This is a genomic window from Streptomyces sp. NPDC004561 (assembly GCF_053602155.1).
Window position 1 is genome coordinate 1 of the sequence record NZ_JBSGDB010000206.1, and the last position, 14,991, is coordinate 14,991.

The 14,991-nt window shown below is 72.3% G+C and carries 12 protein-coding genes and 1 pseudogene; 9 read left to right on the plus strand and 4 right to left on the minus strand.

The annotated features are described in order from the left end of the window. Positions 1-55 precede the first annotated feature (55 nt). From ACWEN3_RS24955 to ACWEN3_RS24965, 3 genes and pseudogenes are all read left to right on the plus strand, one after another. Positions 56-178: pseudogene (locus ACWEN3_RS24955) on the plus strand (protein phosphatase 2C domain-containing protein); the annotation flags it as partial. A 74-nt stretch (positions 179-252) separates the two neighbouring features. After that, entirely contained in the window at positions 253-1,995 is a 1,743-nt protein-coding gene (locus tag ACWEN3_RS24960) for a pyruvate dehydrogenase (protein WP_452975018.1), read from the plus strand. Between the two features lie 301 nt (positions 1,996-2,296). Continuing rightward, on the plus strand, positions 2,297-2,794 hold the full coding sequence (locus ACWEN3_RS24965; RefSeq protein ID WP_452975049.1) for an ATP-binding protein: 498 nt from the start codon (positions 2,297-2,299) through the stop codon (positions 2,792-2,794). Between the two features lie 63 nt (positions 2,795-2,857). Here the strand turns inward: ACWEN3_RS24965 and ACWEN3_RS24970 are convergent, their stop codons facing one another. Further along, positions 2,858-3,901: a DUF2637 domain-containing protein gene (locus tag ACWEN3_RS24970; protein ID WP_452975020.1), complete on the minus strand. Its 1,044-nt coding sequence runs from the start codon at positions 3,899-3,901 to the stop codon at positions 2,858-2,860. Between the two features lie 627 nt (positions 3,902-4,528). Here ACWEN3_RS24970 and ACWEN3_RS24975 point away from each other — a divergent pair. Then, a complete protein-coding gene (locus tag ACWEN3_RS24975) occupies positions 4,529-5,323 on the plus strand; it encodes a GntR family transcriptional regulator (protein WP_452975023.1) in 795 nt (264 codons plus the stop codon). A 71-nt stretch (positions 5,324-5,394) separates the two neighbouring features. Here the strand turns inward: ACWEN3_RS24975 and ACWEN3_RS24980 are convergent, their stop codons facing one another. The 3 genes from ACWEN3_RS24980 to ACWEN3_RS24990 form a co-directional block, all read right to left on the minus strand. Further along, positions 5,395-5,907, minus strand: a complete 513-nt coding sequence (locus ACWEN3_RS24980; protein WP_452975026.1) for a DUF2231 domain-containing protein — start codon at positions 5,905-5,907, stop codon at positions 5,395-5,397. 74 nt (positions 5,908-5,981) lie between these two features. After that, on the minus strand, positions 5,982-6,749 hold the full coding sequence (locus ACWEN3_RS24985) for a hypothetical protein (protein ID WP_452975029.1): 768 nt from the start codon (positions 6,747-6,749) through the stop codon (positions 5,982-5,984). Between the two features lie 164 nt (positions 6,750-6,913). Beyond that, complete coding sequence (locus ACWEN3_RS24990) at positions 6,914-8,587, minus strand: PucR family transcriptional regulator (RefSeq protein ID WP_452975032.1); 1,674 nt, start codon at positions 8,585-8,587, stop codon at positions 6,914-6,916. A gap of 342 nt (positions 8,588-8,929) precedes the next feature. Here ACWEN3_RS24990 and ACWEN3_RS24995 point away from each other — a divergent pair, with 342 nt between their 5' ends. From ACWEN3_RS24995 to ACWEN3_RS25015, 5 genes are all read left to right on the plus strand, one after another. After that, positions 8,930-9,823, plus strand: a complete 894-nt coding sequence (locus tag ACWEN3_RS24995; RefSeq protein ID WP_452975035.1) for an FAD binding domain-containing protein — start codon at positions 8,930-8,932, stop codon at positions 9,821-9,823. Then, positions 9,823-10,407, plus strand: coding sequence for a (2Fe-2S)-binding protein (locus ACWEN3_RS25000; RefSeq protein ID WP_452975038.1), 585 nt, complete (start codon positions 9,823-9,825; stop codon positions 10,405-10,407). The genes ACWEN3_RS24995 and ACWEN3_RS25000 overlap by 1 nt, the downstream gene beginning before the upstream one ends. Positions 10,408-10,409: 2 nt before the next feature. After that, the gene (locus ACWEN3_RS25005) at positions 10,410-12,794 is read left to right on the plus strand and encodes a xanthine dehydrogenase family protein molybdopterin-binding subunit (protein WP_452975041.1); all 2,385 of its coding nucleotides are present in this window, start codon (positions 10,410-10,412) and stop codon (positions 12,792-12,794) included. Between the two features lie 208 nt (positions 12,795-13,002). Next, positions 13,003-14,460, plus strand: coding sequence for an NCS2 family permease (locus ACWEN3_RS25010; RefSeq protein ID WP_452975044.1), 1,458 nt, complete (start codon positions 13,003-13,005; stop codon positions 14,458-14,460). 48 nt (positions 14,461-14,508) lie between these two features. Continuing rightward, on the plus strand, positions 14,509-14,991 hold a 483-nt coding region (locus ACWEN3_RS25015), incomplete at its 3' end, for an XdhC family protein (protein WP_452975047.1).

Consider the following 14,991-nt stretch of genomic DNA (forward strand, 5'->3'; position numbering starts at 1 on the left):
GAAGAGAACACAACCGTGATTCCGGGAGTAGTGGCGAGCGAAACCGGATGAGGCCTACCTGGCCCGACGCTGGTCCGGCCGCGCGGCGCCCGGCCTCGCCGCCTTCCTCGCCGACGCCCAGGTGCGGGTGAAGGGCTACGCCGACGACCGTACGGCGGCCGCCGTGTGGGAGGCGTAACCGCTGCCCCTGTGCCTCCATGGAACCGAGGACCACGGACGTTCCGGGACCATCGAAGGGGCAGACGAGAGAACATGGCCAGACAGAACGTTGCCGAGCAGTTCGTCGACATCCTCGTCCGTGCCGGTGTGCGCCGCCTGTACGGCGTGGTGGGCGACAGCCTCAACCCGATCGTGGACGCCGTCCGCCGTCACGCGGCCATCGACTGGATCCACGTACGCCACGAGGAGACGGCCGCCTTCGCGGCCGGCGCCGAGGCCCAGATCACCGGGAAGCTCGCCGCCTGCGCCGGCTCCTGCGGCCCCGGCAACCTGCACCTCGTCAACGGCCTGTACGACGCCCACCGCTCCATGGCCCCGGTGCTCGCCCTCGCCTCGCACATCCCCTCCAGCGAGATCGGCCTCGGCTACTTCCAGGAGACCCACCCCGACCGGCTCTTCCAGGAGTGCAGCCACTACAGCGAGCTGATCTCCAGCCCGAAGCAGATGCCCCGGCTGCTGCAGACCGCCATCCAGCACGCGGTCGGCCAGAGCGGCGTCAGCGTGGTCGCGCTGCCCGGCGACATCGCCGCCGAACCCGCCCCGGAGAAGGCCGCCCAGAGCGCCCTCGTCACCTCCCGGCCCACCGTCCGGCCCGGCGACGCCGAGATCGACGACCTCGTGGAGATGATCGACAGGGCCGGCAAGGTCACCCTGTTCTGCGGCAGCGGCACCGCCGGTGCGCACGCCGAGGTCATGGAGTTCGCGGAGAAGATCAAGTCCCCGGTGGGACACGCCCTGCGCGGCAAGGAGTTCATCCAGTACGACAACAAGTTCGACGTCGGGATGAGCGGACTGCTCGGCTACGGCGCCGCCTACGAGGCCACCCACGAGTGCGACCTGCTGATCCTGCTCGGCACCGACTTCCCGTACAACGCCTTCCTGCCCGACGACGTGCAGATCGCCCAGGTCGACGTGCGGCCCGAGGTCCTCGGCAGGCGCTCCCGGCTCGACCTCGCCGTGTGGGGCGACGTGCGCGAGACGCTGCGCTGCCTGATCCCGCGGGTGAAGGAGAAGACCAACCGCCGCTTCCTCGACCGGATGCTGAAGAAGCACGCCGACGCGCTGGAGGGCGTGGTCAAGGCGTACACGCGCAAGGTCGACCGGCACATCCCGATCCACCCCGAGTACGTGGCCGCCGTCCTCGACGAAGTGGCCGACGACGACGCCGTGTTCACCGTGGACACCGGCATGTGCAACGTCTGGGCGGCCCGCTACGTCTCGCCCAACGGCCGCCGCCGGATCATCGGTTCGTTCTCGCACGGCTCGATGGCGAACGCGCTGCCCATGGCGATCGGCGCACAGTTCACCGACCGGCGCCGCCAGGTGGTGTCGATGTCCGGCGACGGCGGCTTCGCCATGCTCATGGGCGACTTCCTGACCCTCGTCCAGTACGACCTGCCGGTCAAGGTCGTGCTGTTCAACAACTCCTCGCTCGGCATGGTCGAGCTGGAGATGATGGTCTCCGGGCTGCCCTCGTACGGCACCGCCAACACCAACCCCGACTTCGCGGCCGTGGCCCGCGCCTGCGGCGCCCACGGGATCCGGGTGGAGAAGCCCAAGCAGCTCGCCGGGGCGCTCAGGGACGCGTTCCGGCACAAGGGCCCGGCGCTGGTGGACATCGTCACCGACCCCAACGCCCTGTCCATCCCGCCGAGGATCAGCGCCGAGATGGTCACCGGGTTCGCGCTGTCCGCCTCCAAGATCGTGCTGGACGGCGGGGTCGGCCGCATGGTGCAGCTGGCCCGCTCCAACCTGCGGAACGTGCCGCGCCCCTGAACCCGGGCATCAGGGAGTGGATTTCGGCCAGTTTCACGGCCCGTGACGGCGTGCCGACCGCTCGTGCCGGGTGAAGCTGCCCGGCCGTCACGGGGCGTCAGTGGCGCCAGGCGGCCTGCGGGGAGCCCGCCGTACGGCCCGCGCGGGCCGCCGCGGCCGTGCACGGCGGTTCCCGGCCGTGGCCGAACCGCCTGTCATCGGGCAGGGTCCAGGACTGTCCGTGACCCCGTTGGGCAAGCATCCCCCCGTGAACGTGTTCGACCAGAAGGGGCAGGGTCCGAGCGGCGTGCGGGCGGGGGTCATGAAGAGGCAGGCGCGAGGGGGCGGTCCGGTGGCCGTAGGAACCTCCTCGGCGGAGGCGGGGGACGAGGCGGGGGAGACCGTGGGGGAAGCGTCCGGCACCATCATCGAACACGCGCACCGGTTCCGGCGCAGACTGGGGCGGGCGGATCTGCGGGCGGTGCCGGAGGCCCGCCGGGAGCTGCGCGCACTGCTGCGGCACTGGGGCAAGCCGGGCCGCTCCGAGATCGCCGAACTGCTCACCAGTGAACTCGTCACCAACGCGCTCGTGCACACCGACGAGGACGCCGTCCTCACGGCGGTCGTGGAACCCGGCGGACTGCGCGTGGAGGTACGGGACTTCGTGGCCCGCAGGCCCGAAGTGCAGGCCCCGGACTCGGACGAGGACACCCACGGCCGGGGCCTGGTCCTGGTGGAGTCCCTCGCGGACGCCTGGGGCGTACTGGCGCACGGGGTGGGCAAGTCGGTGTGGTTCGAACTGGGCGCCGAGGCCGCGTGAGCGGGCACGGGACGGGGGCGTGACCCAGGCGGTCACGCCCCCGTCCCGTGAAGAGCCGCGGTGCTAGCCGAACTGCTGCTCGAGGTCCTTCAGCTTGCGCTCCAGGGAGTCCAGTCGCGGCAGGGCCATGGTGTCGTCCTCCGCCGTGAGGTCGACGGTCAGCGGCTCAGAACCGCTGCGGACCGGCTGGAGGGAGGGCCGTGAGCGTACCGGCAGCTGCTCCGCGGTCGATATGGCAGGCTCCGCGGTCGCCGCGGAGGGCCCACGCTCCACCGCCTGCACCTCGACCTGGTGGCCGGCCGAACGGCCGGCGAAGCCGCGGTGGCCCCGGCTGATGGCCTTCAGCTGGGCGCGCTCGATCCGGTGCTGCTCGCGCCGGCGCTGCCGCGTCTCGTCCTTCTGCCGCTTGTCGTCGCGGACCTCCTCGACGGCCTCGTCCAGGCTGCGCACACCCTCCAGCAGCATCAGCGACCAGGCCCTGTAGGTCTCGCGGGGGGCCCGCAGCCAGCGCACGATCCGGATCTGCGGCAGCGGACGCGGCACCAGGCCCTGCTCACGCAGCGCGGCCCGGCGGGTCTGCTTCAGCGCGCGGTCGAACAGGACGGCCGCCGACAGGGACATGCCGGAGAAGAACTGCGGAGCGCCCGCGTGGCCGATGCCCCTCGGCGCGTGCACCCAGTTGAACCAGGCCGCCGCCGCGGCGAACAACCACACGAGCATCCGCGAGCCGAGGGCCGCGTCGCCGTGGCTGGCCTCGCGCACCGCGAGGACGGAACAGAACATCGCCGCGCCGTCCAGGCCGAACGGGACCAGGTACTGCCAGCCGTCGGTCAGCCCGAGGTTCTGCTCACCGAACCCGACCAGGCCGTGGAAGGACAGGGCGGCCGCGACCGCCGCACAGCAGAACAGCAGCACGTAGGAGGCGGTGCCGTAGACGGCCTCCTTGCGCCGGCGGCGCTCCTCGCTGCGCTCCCACGAGTCGTCCGCGCTCGCGTTCTCCCCGGAGGAGCGCTTGCCGCGCGCGAGCACCGCCACCGCCGCCAGCATGCCCAGGAGCAGCACGGCGCCCGGAAGCAGCCAGTTCAGCGATATGTCGGTCAGTCTCATCAGGGGTCCCTTGCATTGGGATAGGGCGTAACGCCCGCCATAGTGGCCCACTCCCGTCGGCCCTCAGGGGGTTTCGGGGCAAGAGGCCGCCAAGGAGGTGCAAGGGGATGCCCAGGGCGGCGTTCTGCTCGAACTGCCGCATGAGGGGCGGGAGTTGAGTTCGAATAAGACTACCCGTACGGATGGTTCCTCGGAAAGTTCCTGCGTCAGGTGAGGAAGTTGTGAATTGACTGTCCGTGCGCGGGCGGTCCCCCTTCGCGACGATCTTAAGGGACCGGCCATCGCCCCGATGCTGAGGGTCCCTCAGGCGGCTGCAGGGACGGCGAGTTGGGCGATGCGGTCGCCGTCGCGGGTGCGTGGGCAGGTGGCGCGGGTGTCTTCTGCGGAGCATGCGGCAGCTCGCCCGGTCCCGCGTGGACGCGGGATCTCGGCCGGGCGGGCGGAGGGGGCGGGGTCGCACGGCCGTGCGACCGTCCGTGCGGTCGTACGAGACGATAAATAGGTAAGGCTAACCTTACTCATCCTGGCGGAGTTTGAACTGCGGCCCCGTGCGCCTAAGGTGCTTGACGAACAAGCGACAAGCCACCGTTAATGACCCAAGTACCGACAAGCCGCCAGGAGGACCCCGTGAAGCAGGGCGTGCAGGGCTCCGCCGCGGCACAGGGCGGCACCCGGGTACCGGCGCAGCCGCGACCGGTGGACGCCGGGTTCCCGGCACGGGAGCGGGGCGCCGCGGTGCCCGGGGCGGTGCGGGGCGAGCACACCCACAGTGAGCGGCCGATTCCCCTGCCGCGGCCCGTGGTGCAGCGGTCGTCGGTGCGCGGGCAGATCCTGGACGCCCTGCGTACGGCACTGGTGGCCGGCGAGCTGAAGCCGGGAGAGGTGTACTCGGCGCCGGTCCTCGGCGAACGCTTCGGGGTCTCGGCCACGCCCGTGCGGGAGGCCATGCAGCAGCTCACGCTGGAGGGCGCCGTCGAGGTCGTGCCCAACCGCGGCTTCCGGGTGATCGAACGGGGCACGCGGGAGCTGGCGGAGCTGGCGGAGGTGCGCGGGCTGATCGAGGTGCCGGTGATGCTGCGGCTCGCCCGGTCGGTGCCGGCCGAGCACTGGGCCGAGCTGCGTCCGCTCGCGGAGGACACGGTGCGCGCGGCCGCCACGGGCTGCCCCGCCACGTACGCGGAGTCCGACCGGGCCTTCCACCGGGCGATGCTGTCCCTCTCCGGCAACCAGGAACTGGTGCGGATCGCCGAGGACCTGCACCGCCGCTCGCAGTGGCCCCTGGTCGGCGGCCCGGTCCGGCACGGCCGGGCCGACCTCGTCGCGGACGCGGCGGAGCACCTGGCCCTGCTGGAGGCGCTGATCGCCCGGGACCTGGACGTGGTGCCGGGCCTGGTGGGGGAGCACTTCGCGGGCGCGAGCTGAGACCCGGCCCGGGGACGCGCCGCGGAGCGTGCGGCAGGCCGATCGGTTCGGCGCGCCCCTTCGGCGCGGGTTCAGGAACCGTCCGCCGAGCCGTGCCCGGTCTTCGAATAGGCGTCGTGCCACGCGGCCTTCGCGCCCGAGTCGCCGATGCGGTACACGTCCACCACCGCGCCCGCCGCCACGGCCACCGACAGCAGCCCCAGCACGATCCGCACCGGCAGCGCGAACCAGCGCGAGCCGCCGCTCCGCCCGGTCTCCCGGGCACCCCGGCGGGCGGCCCACCACACGATCGCCGCCAGCACGAACAGGCCCAGCGCCCAGGGCAGCAGCCCGTCGCCCAGCTCGGTGTGTCTGCGCACCAGGGCGTCGTCGGCGACGTGCTGTTCCAGCCACTCGCCCGCGTGCGTCGTCAGCGGCACGCTGACCAGGCCGACGAGGGCGAGCGCGGGCAGCAGCACCCCCAGACGCCGGGCGGCGGCGGGCCACAGGGCGGCGGCCACCAGGGCGAGGGCGGTCAGCGGGATCAGCACCACCACGACATGGACGAGCAGGACATGGGCCGGAAGGCCGTTGACGAGATTCATCGCGACGCTCTCCTGAGGGGGGCTCGGGGCGCGCCACACTGGCACAGGAATCTCTCAGTTCCCTCTGAGCACGCTCAGGCCGTCGCCGCCCCCGGCGCGGGCGGCGCGAGCTGCCCCGCCAGCCACGTCGGCACGCCCCCGAGCAGCCGGAACAGGCGCCGGGCCTCCTCCCGCAGCCGGGACGCCTCCGGCTCGTCCTCCGTGTCCGCCAGCGAGGCGAGAGCGGGCGCCGTGCCCACCAGGTACCCGAGCTCCTCGCGGATCCGCAGGGATTCGGCGAAGCCGTGCCGGGCCTCGGCCAGCTCGCCGTCGCGCAGCGCGAGCCCGGCGAGGTGGCGCCAGGTGAAGGACAGCAGCAGCGGATCGGCGTGCGCGGCGGCGGTCGCGTGCGCCCGGCGGAACGCCGCGCGCGCCGCCTGCGGGGAGCGGGTCAGGTTCTCGGCGATCAGCCCCCGGCGGAAGTCCAGCAGGGCCCTGCCCGCCGTGCCCGGCCGGATCAGCGCCGCCGCCCGGCCCAGCGCGGCCCGCGCCTCGTCCGCGCGGTCCCGCACGCCGTGCAGCGTGGCCGTGTAGGCGAGCTGCCCGCGTTCGCAGGCGGCCGCGCCCCGCTCCTCGTCGGTGTGCGCGAGCGCCTCGGCCGTCCGCAGGGCGTCCTCCGCCTCCGCCCAGCCCCGCTCGGTGTAGAGGCACCGCTCGACCAGCAGCGAGGCCCGCTGCAACGCCGGGATCGGTTCGTCGGGTGGCAGCAGGGCCGCCGCGTCGGCCCAGCAGGCCCGTGAGCGCAGCCGCCACACCGCGGTCTGGAGAGGATCGTCCCCTGCGGTCGTTCCGTTACCAGACATGGCGGGATACGCCACGTTGCCCTCCCCGAGCACGCCATCGAGCTATGAGTGGTGGCGGCATTCCAGCACCAACAGCGGGGCCGGGCCAAGGGGGTGGGTGAAAGATTTCACAAAGTCGTGGGCACTTGGCGTGACTTGGTTTGTCCGCCTCGCGCCCCCGCGGCTCAGCTCATGCGCAGCGCGAGGAAGAAGTCGAGCTTGTCCTCCAGCCGCGAAAGGTCCCGTCCCGTCAACTGCTCGATACGGCCCACCCGGTAGCGCAGCGTGTTGACGTGCAGGTGGAGACGGGTGGCGCAGCGGGTCCAGGAGCCGTCGCAGTCGAGGAACGCCTCCAGGGTCGGGATCAGCTCGGCCCGGTGGCGGCGGTCGTAGTCCGTCAGCGGGTCCAGCAGGCGCGCGGTGAAGGCGCGGCGGACGTCGTCGGGCACGAACGGCAGCAGCAGGACGTGGGAGGCGAGCTCCTGGTGGCCGGCCGCGCAGACCCGGCCGGGGCGGGCCGCGGCCACCCGGCGGGCGTGCCGGGCCTCCTCCAGGGCGCCGCGCAGGCCCTCCGCCGAGTGCACGGCCGCGCTCACGCCGAGGGTGAGCCGCCCGTCCTCGCTCAGGCCCGCCGACAGCGGCTCGCGCACCGCCTGCAGCAGGGCGTCGGCGAGCAGGCCGGTCTCGGAGCCGTCGTGCTCGGTGGAGACCGCGGGGAGCGGGACCAGGGCGATCGCCTCGTCGCCCGTGTGCGCCACGGCGATGCGGTCGGACGGCTCCGGGCCGGTCGCCAGCGGGTCGACCAGCACCTCCTCCAGCAGCGACTGGGCGACCGGGCCGCCCTCGACCGTGTCGCCCTCCCACTCGACGCGGGCGACCACCACCTGCCAGTGCGGGGCCGCGCCGAGCCCGGGCAGCAGCACCGGCGCGGCGACCCGCAGGCGGGCCGCGATCTCGGCGGGCGCGGCGCCCGTCTGCACCAGCTCCAGGACCTCCTGGGCGAGCCGGCGCCGTACCGTGCGGGCCGCGTCCCGGCGGTCCCGCTCGACGGCGATCAGCTGGGTCACGCCCTGGAGCAGGTCCATGCGCTCCTCGGGCCAGTCGCCCGCGTCCGACTCGACGGCCAGCAGCCAGTCCGAGAGCACCGTCTCGCGCACGTCGCGGGCGCCCTGCGGGGAGCGGCCGGAGGAGCGGATCGGGAAGAGCGAGTACGTCGTACCGCCCAGCGTGACCCGGTGCGGGCCGCGCCGGCCGGTGCGGGCGGCGCTCAGATGCTCGGCGGCCAGCCTGGCGCAGGTCTCCGCGGGCAGGTCCGGGCCCGCCACCTTGGAGCCGGCGATCAGGCGGCCGGTGGGGGAGATCACCCAGGCGCGCAGGTCCAGGTCGGAGCCGAGCAGGTCCAGGACCACGTCCGGGCCGCCGCCCGCCGGGCCCGAGGTCATCATCCGGCGGTGCCGGTCCACCACGGCGGCCAGGTCCCCGGCCCGCTCGCTGGAGACCTGCCGGACGACATGCTCGGTGATCGTCGCGAACGCCACCGACTCGTGCACCGCGAACAGCGGCAGCCGGTGTCTGGCGCAGGCCAGCACCAGGTCGTCCGGCACATCGCCCAGCTCGGCCTCGCCGGCCGCGAGGGCCGCCACCCCGGCCTGCACCAGGATCCGTACGAACGGCTCGGAGTCGTCCGCGTCCCGGCGCCAGGCCAGGCCGGTCAGCACCAGCTCACCGCCGGAGAGGTAGCGGCTCGGGTCCCGCAGGTCGGTGGTCATCACACCGCGTACCGAGCGGTCCAGCTCGTCCTCGCCGCCGAGCAGCCGCAGGCCCAGCGCATCGGTGTCCAGCAGTGCGCGCAGCCGCATCTCGTCGCCGCCGTTCTTTGTCTCGAAACCTACGATGGATCTTGGAGGGGGACTGGGGGCGGCCCGGTGCGGGCGCGCGCGGGCCGTCTTCCGGGGCCGCCGGGCCGTTACCTGCGTGTCCCCAGGAAAACGAAGAGGTTACCGATGACCTCCGTTCATACGAATCTACAAGATGCCCGCCGTGGCCAGCCAACTCCTTCATGGTTTCGGTGACTGACCCCACCGGAGCAAGGGGCGGTGTACTGAGTCCACTCCGCGTTAACAGCACATGAACGAGCCGGGCCCGCCGCACACGGATTGGCTCAATCAGTACGACCCACGAGACGAAGAAGAGAGCCGGTCATGGACTTCCTTCGCCCCGCCAGCTGGGAGGAGGCGCTCGCCGCGAAGGCCGAGCACCCCACCGCTGTGCCGATTGCGGGTGGCACCGACGTGATGGTCGAGATCAACTTCGACCACAGGCGGCCCGAGTACCTGCTCGACCTCAACCGCGTCGGCGACCTCTACGAGTGGGAGGTCGGCGAGGACACCGTGCGGCTGGGTGCCTCCGTCCCGTACACCCGGATCATGGAGAACCTCCGTGCCGAGCTGCCGGGCCTCGCGCTCGCCTCGCACACGGTCGCCTCCCCGCAGATCCGCAACCGCGGCGGCGTCGGCGGCAACCTCGGCACGGCCTCGCCCGCCGGCGACGCCCACCCGGCCCTCCTCGCCGCCGGCGCCGAGGTCGAGGTGGAGTCGGCGGCCCGCGGCAGCCGGCTGATCCCGATCGACGAGTTCTACACGGGCGTCAAGCGCAACGCCCTCCAGCCCGACGAGCTGATCCGCGCCGTGCACGTGAAGAAGGCGGACGGCCCGCAGCAGTACTCGAAGGTCGGCACCCGCAACGCCATGGTGATCGCCGTGTGCGCCTTCGGTCTCGCGCTGCACCCCGGGACCCGCACCGTGCGCACCGGCATCGGCTCCGCCGCCCCCACCCCCGTACGGGCCAGGGCCGCCGAGGAGTTCCTGAACGCGGCGCTCGAGGAGGGCGGCTTCTGGGACAACGGAAAGATCATCACCCCGTCGGTCGCCAAGCAGTTCGCGGAGCTGTGCTCAGGCGCCTGCAACCCGATCGACGACGTCCGGGGCACCGCGAGCTACCGCCGCCACGCGGTCGGTGTGATGGCCCGCAGGACGCTCACCTGGACCTGGGAGTCGTACCGCGGCGCCCGCCGCGCATCTGAGGGAGCTGCGTAATGCGCGTCAACTTCACCGTCAACGGACGCCCGCAGGAGGCCGACGACGTCTGGGAGGGCGAGTCCCTGCTGTACGTCCTGCGCGAGCGCATGGGCCTGCCCGGTTCCAAGAACGCCTGCGAGCAGGGCGAGTGCGGCTCCTGCACCGTCCGCCTGGACGGCGTCCCCGTGTGTTCCTGCCTGGTCGCGGCAGGCCAGGCCGAGGGCCGCGAGGTCGTGACCGTCGAGGGCCTCGCGGACTTCGCCAGGCAGCGCGCCGAGGGCGGCTGCGCGACCGGCGCCTGCGGGGGGACCTCGCTGGACGAGGCCAAGGGCTGGCAGGCGGGGGGCACCGACTCCCAGACCGGCGAGGGCACCGAACTCTCCCCGATCCAGCAGGCGTTCATCGACGCCGGTGCCGTCCAGTGCGGCTTCTGCACCCCGGGTCTGCTCGTCGCCTCCGACGAGCTCCTGGAGCGCAACCCGAACCCGACCGACGCCGACATCCGCGAGGCGCTGTCGGGCAACCTGTGCCGCTGCACGGGCTACGAGAAGATCATGGACGCGGTCCGCCTGGCGGCCGCCCGCCAGTCCGAGGGGGTCTGACCATGCCGGCCAACGGCGCACCCACGAAGATCACACAGGGCTCCCAGACAAAGGGCGGCATCGGCGAGTCCACGCTCCGCCCGGACGGCACCCTGAAGGTCACCGGCGAGTTCGCGTACTCGTCCGACATGTGGCACGAGGACATGCTCTGGGGCCAGATCCTGCGCTCCACCGTCGCACACGCCGAGATCGTGTCGATCGACACCGGCGAGGCCCTGGCCATGCCGGGCGTCTACGCGGTCATGACGTACGACGACCTGCCCACCGAGGTGAAGAACTACGGCCTGGAGATCCAGGACACCCCGGTCCTCGCCCACGGCAAGGTCCGCCACCACGGCGAGCCGGTCGCGATCGTCGCCGCCGACCACCCGGAGACGGCCCGCCGCGCCGCCGCCAAGATCAAGGTGGACTACCGCGAACTCCCGGTGATCACCGACGAGAAGTCGGCCACCGCGCCGGACGCGATCCTCGTCCACGAGGGCCGCGACGACCACCACGCGGGTCACGTCCCGCACCCCAACATCGTCCACCGCCAGCCGATCGTCCGCGGTGACGCCGACGAGGCCGCGAAGCGCGCGGACGTCGTCGTCACGGGCGAGTACACCTTCGGCATGCAGGACCAGGCCTTCCTCGGCCCCGAGTCCGGCCTCGCCGTGCCCGAGGAGGACGGCGGCGTCCACCTCTACATCGCCACCCAGTGGCTCCACTCCGACCTGCGCCAGATCGCGCCCGTCCTCGGCCTGCCCGAGGACAAGGTGCGCATGACCCTGGCCGGCGTCGGCGGTGCGTTCGGCGGCCGCGAGGACCTGTCGATGCAGATCCACGCCTGCCTGCTGGCGCTGCGCACCGGCAAGCCCGTCAAGATCGTCTACAACCGGTTCGAGTCGTTCTTCGGGCACGTCCACCGCCACCCGGCGAAGCTCCACTACGAGCACGGCGCCACCAAGGACGGCAAGCTCACGCACCTGAAGTGCCGGATCGTCCTGGACGGCGGCGCCTACGCCTCCGCCTCCCCGGCGGTCGTCGGCAACGCCGCCTCCCTCTCCGTCGGCCCGTACGTCGTCGACGACGTCGACATCGAGGCCATCGCCCTCTACACCAACAACCCGCCCTGCGGCGCCATGCGCGGCTTCGGCGCGGTCCAGGCGTGCTTCGCCTACGAGGCGCAGATGGACAAGCTGGCCAAGAAGCTGGGCATGGACCCGGTGGAGTTCCGGCGGCTGAACGCGATGGAGCAGGGCACGATCATGCCGACCGGGCAGCCGGTCGACTCCCCGGCCCCCGTCGCCGAACTGCTGCGCCGCGTCAAGGCGATGCCCATGCCGCCCGAGCGCCAGTGGGAGTCCAGCGAGGGCGCCGACGTACGGCAGCTGCCCGGCGGCCTGTCCAACACCACGCACGGCGAGGGCGTCGTACGCGGGGTGGGCTACGCGGTCGGCATCAAGAACGTCGGCTTCTCCGAGGGCTTCGACGACTACTCCACCGCCAAGGTGCGCATGGAGGTCATCAACGGGGAGCCCGTCGCCACCGTGCACACCGCGATGGCGGAGGTCGGCCAGGGCGGTGTCACCGTCCACGCGCAGATCGCCCGCACCGAGCTGGGCGTCACCCAGGTGACCATCCACCCGGCCGACACCCAGGTGGGCAGCGCCGGTTCGACCTCGGCCTCCCGGCAGACGTACGTCACCGGCGGCGCCGTGAAGAACGCCTGCGAGCTGGTCCGCGAGAGGGTCCTGGAGATCGGGCGCCGCAAGTTCGGCTCCTACCACCCGGCCTGGGCCACGGCCGAACTCCTGCTGGAGGGCGGCAAGGTCGTCACCGACGGCGGCGAGGTCCTCGGCGACCTGGTCGACGTCCTGGAGGACGAGGTCGTGGAGCTGGAGGAGGAGTGGCGGCACCGGCCGACCGAGGCCTTCGACCTGCGCACCGGCCAGGGCAACGGACACGTCCAGTACTCCTTCGCCGCGCACCGCGCGGTCGTCGAGGTCGACACCGAACTCGGCCTGGTCAAGGTCATCGAACTGGCCTGCGCCCAGGACGTCGGCAAGGCGCTCAACCCGCTCTCCGTCGTCGGCCAGATCCAGGGCGGTACGACCCAGGGCCTGGGCGTCGCGGTGATGGAGGAGATCATCGTCGACCCGAAGACCGCGAAGGTCAGGAACCCCTCCTTCACGGACTACCTGATCCCCACGATCCTCGACACGCCGACCATCCCGGTCGACGTGCTCGAACTCGCCGACGACCACGCCCCGTACGGGCTGCGCGGCATCGGCGAGGCCCCGACCCTGTCGTCCACGCCGGCCGTCCTCGCGGCGATCCGGAACGCGACCGGGCTGGAGCTCAACCGCACTCCGGTGCGGCCCGAGCACCTCACGGGAACCGCGTAACACCCCAGCTCTCCGGGCGGCGCAGGGAACGTCACACACTCCGCCGCGCCGCCCGGGGGAACCGCCTTTGAGTTCCGCTCCGCTCGCGGTCCTCGAAGTACCAGGAAATTCGTTCGTCTCGGGCCGTCCCCCGGGTCGTCCATTCCCAAATCCCGTGCCCGCCAGTGCGGTTGCACGGGTGCCCCTGTGAACCTTGGGAGATGGCCCCATGACCCAGCAGTCAGTGGAGCCCAGGACCGCAGCCGAAGACGCGGGCGATGGCAGCCGCGTCCCGGCCGGACGGTCCTGGCTCGACCGGTACTTCCACATATCCCGGAGAGGATCCACGGTCGCGCGTGAGGTGCGCGGCGGCATCACCACCTTCATGGCGATGGCGTACATCCTCCTGCTCAACCCCCTCATCCTGTCCGGCAAGGACGCGGCGGGGGACACGCTCGGCCAGAAGGCCCTGATCACCGCGACCGCGTTCGCGGCGGCCTTCACCACGCTCGTGATGGGCTTCGTCGGCAAGGTGCCCCTGGCGCTCGCCGCCGGCCTCTCCGTCTCCGGCGTGCTGTCCTCGCAGGTCGCCCCGAACATGACCTGGCCGCAGGCCATGGGCATGTGCGTGATGTACGGCGTGGTCATCATGCTGCTGGTCGTCACCGGCCTGCGCGAGATGATCATGAACGCGATTCCGCTCGCGCTCAAGCACGGCATCACCATGGGCATCGGCCTGTTCATCGCCCTCATCGGCTTCTACAAGTCCGGCTTCGTGCACAAGGGCGTCGCCACCCCGGTCACGCTCGGCCCGGCGGGTCAGCTCGCCGGCTGGCCGGTGCTGCTCTTCGCCGGCACCCTGCTGCTGATCTTCATGCTCCAGGCCCGGAACGTCCCCGGCGCCATCCTGATCGGCATCGTCTCCGGCACGGTCGTCGCCGCCGTCCTCAACGGACTCGGCGTCGTCGACCCCAAGCAGTGGGCCAACGGCGCCCCCGAACTGCACGGCGGCGCGGTCTCGATGCCCGACTTCTCGCTCTTCGGGCACGTGGAGTTCGGCGGCTGGGGCAAGGTCGGCGCGATGACGGTCGGCATGATCGTCTTCACCCTGGTCCTCGCCGGCTTCTTCGACGCGATGGCCACCATCATCGGTGTCGGCACGGAGGCCAACCTCGCCGACGACAAGGGCCGGATGCCCGGCCTGTCCAAGGCGCTGTTCATCGACGGCGCCGGCGGCGCGATCGGCGGCGTGGCGGGCGGCTCCGGCCAGACGGTGTTCATCGAGTCCGCCACCGGCGTCGGGGAGGGCGCCCGCACGGGTCTCGCCTCCGTCGTCACCGGCCTGTTCTTCGCGGCCTGTCTGTTCTTCACCCCGGTCACGGCGATCGTCCCGCAGGAGGTCGCCTCCGCCGCCCTGGTGGTCATCGGCGCCCTGATGCTGATGAACGCCCGGCACGTGGACTGGGCCGACCGCGCCACCGCGATCCCGGTGTTCCTCACCGTCGTCCTGATGCCGTTCACGTACACCATCACCACCGGTGTCGCGGCGGGTGTCATCTCCTACGTGGCCATCAAGACCGCCCAGGGCAAGGCCCGGGAGATCGGCGCCTTCATGTGGGGCCTCGCGGTGGTCTTCCTGGTCTACTTCGCCCTTCATCCGATCGAGGGCTGGCTGGGCGTCCACTAGCGCCCCGCCGAACGCCCGTACCACGCAACCCCGTTAGGAGACCGAGAGATGCTGGACATCGCCGAGGAGCTGAACCGGTGGGTCGAGCAGGGCCGTGACTTCGCCGTCGCCACCGTGGTGGCCGTCGGCGGCAGCGCCCCACGCCAGCCCGGCGCCGCCCTCGCGGTGGACACCGACGGCACGGCCATCGGCTCGGTCTCCGGCGGGTGCGTGGAGGGCGCCGTGTACGAGCTGTGCCGGCAGGCGCTGGAGGACGGGGAGACCGTCCTCGAACGCTTCGGGTACAGCGACGAGGACGCCTTCGCCGTCGGCCTGACCTGTGGCGGCGTCATCGACATCCTCGTCACACCGGTCCGGGCGGACGGTCCCGCCCGGCCGGTGGTCGCGGCCGCGCTGGCCGCCGCCGCGGGCGGTGAGGCGGCGGCGGTCGCGCGGATCGTGGAGGGTCCGGCACGGCTGCGGGGCCGGACCCTCTCCTCCCAGGACGGACGGTGCGGTCAGGGCGCGGTCAGCGGCTCGTACGCCCCCGGC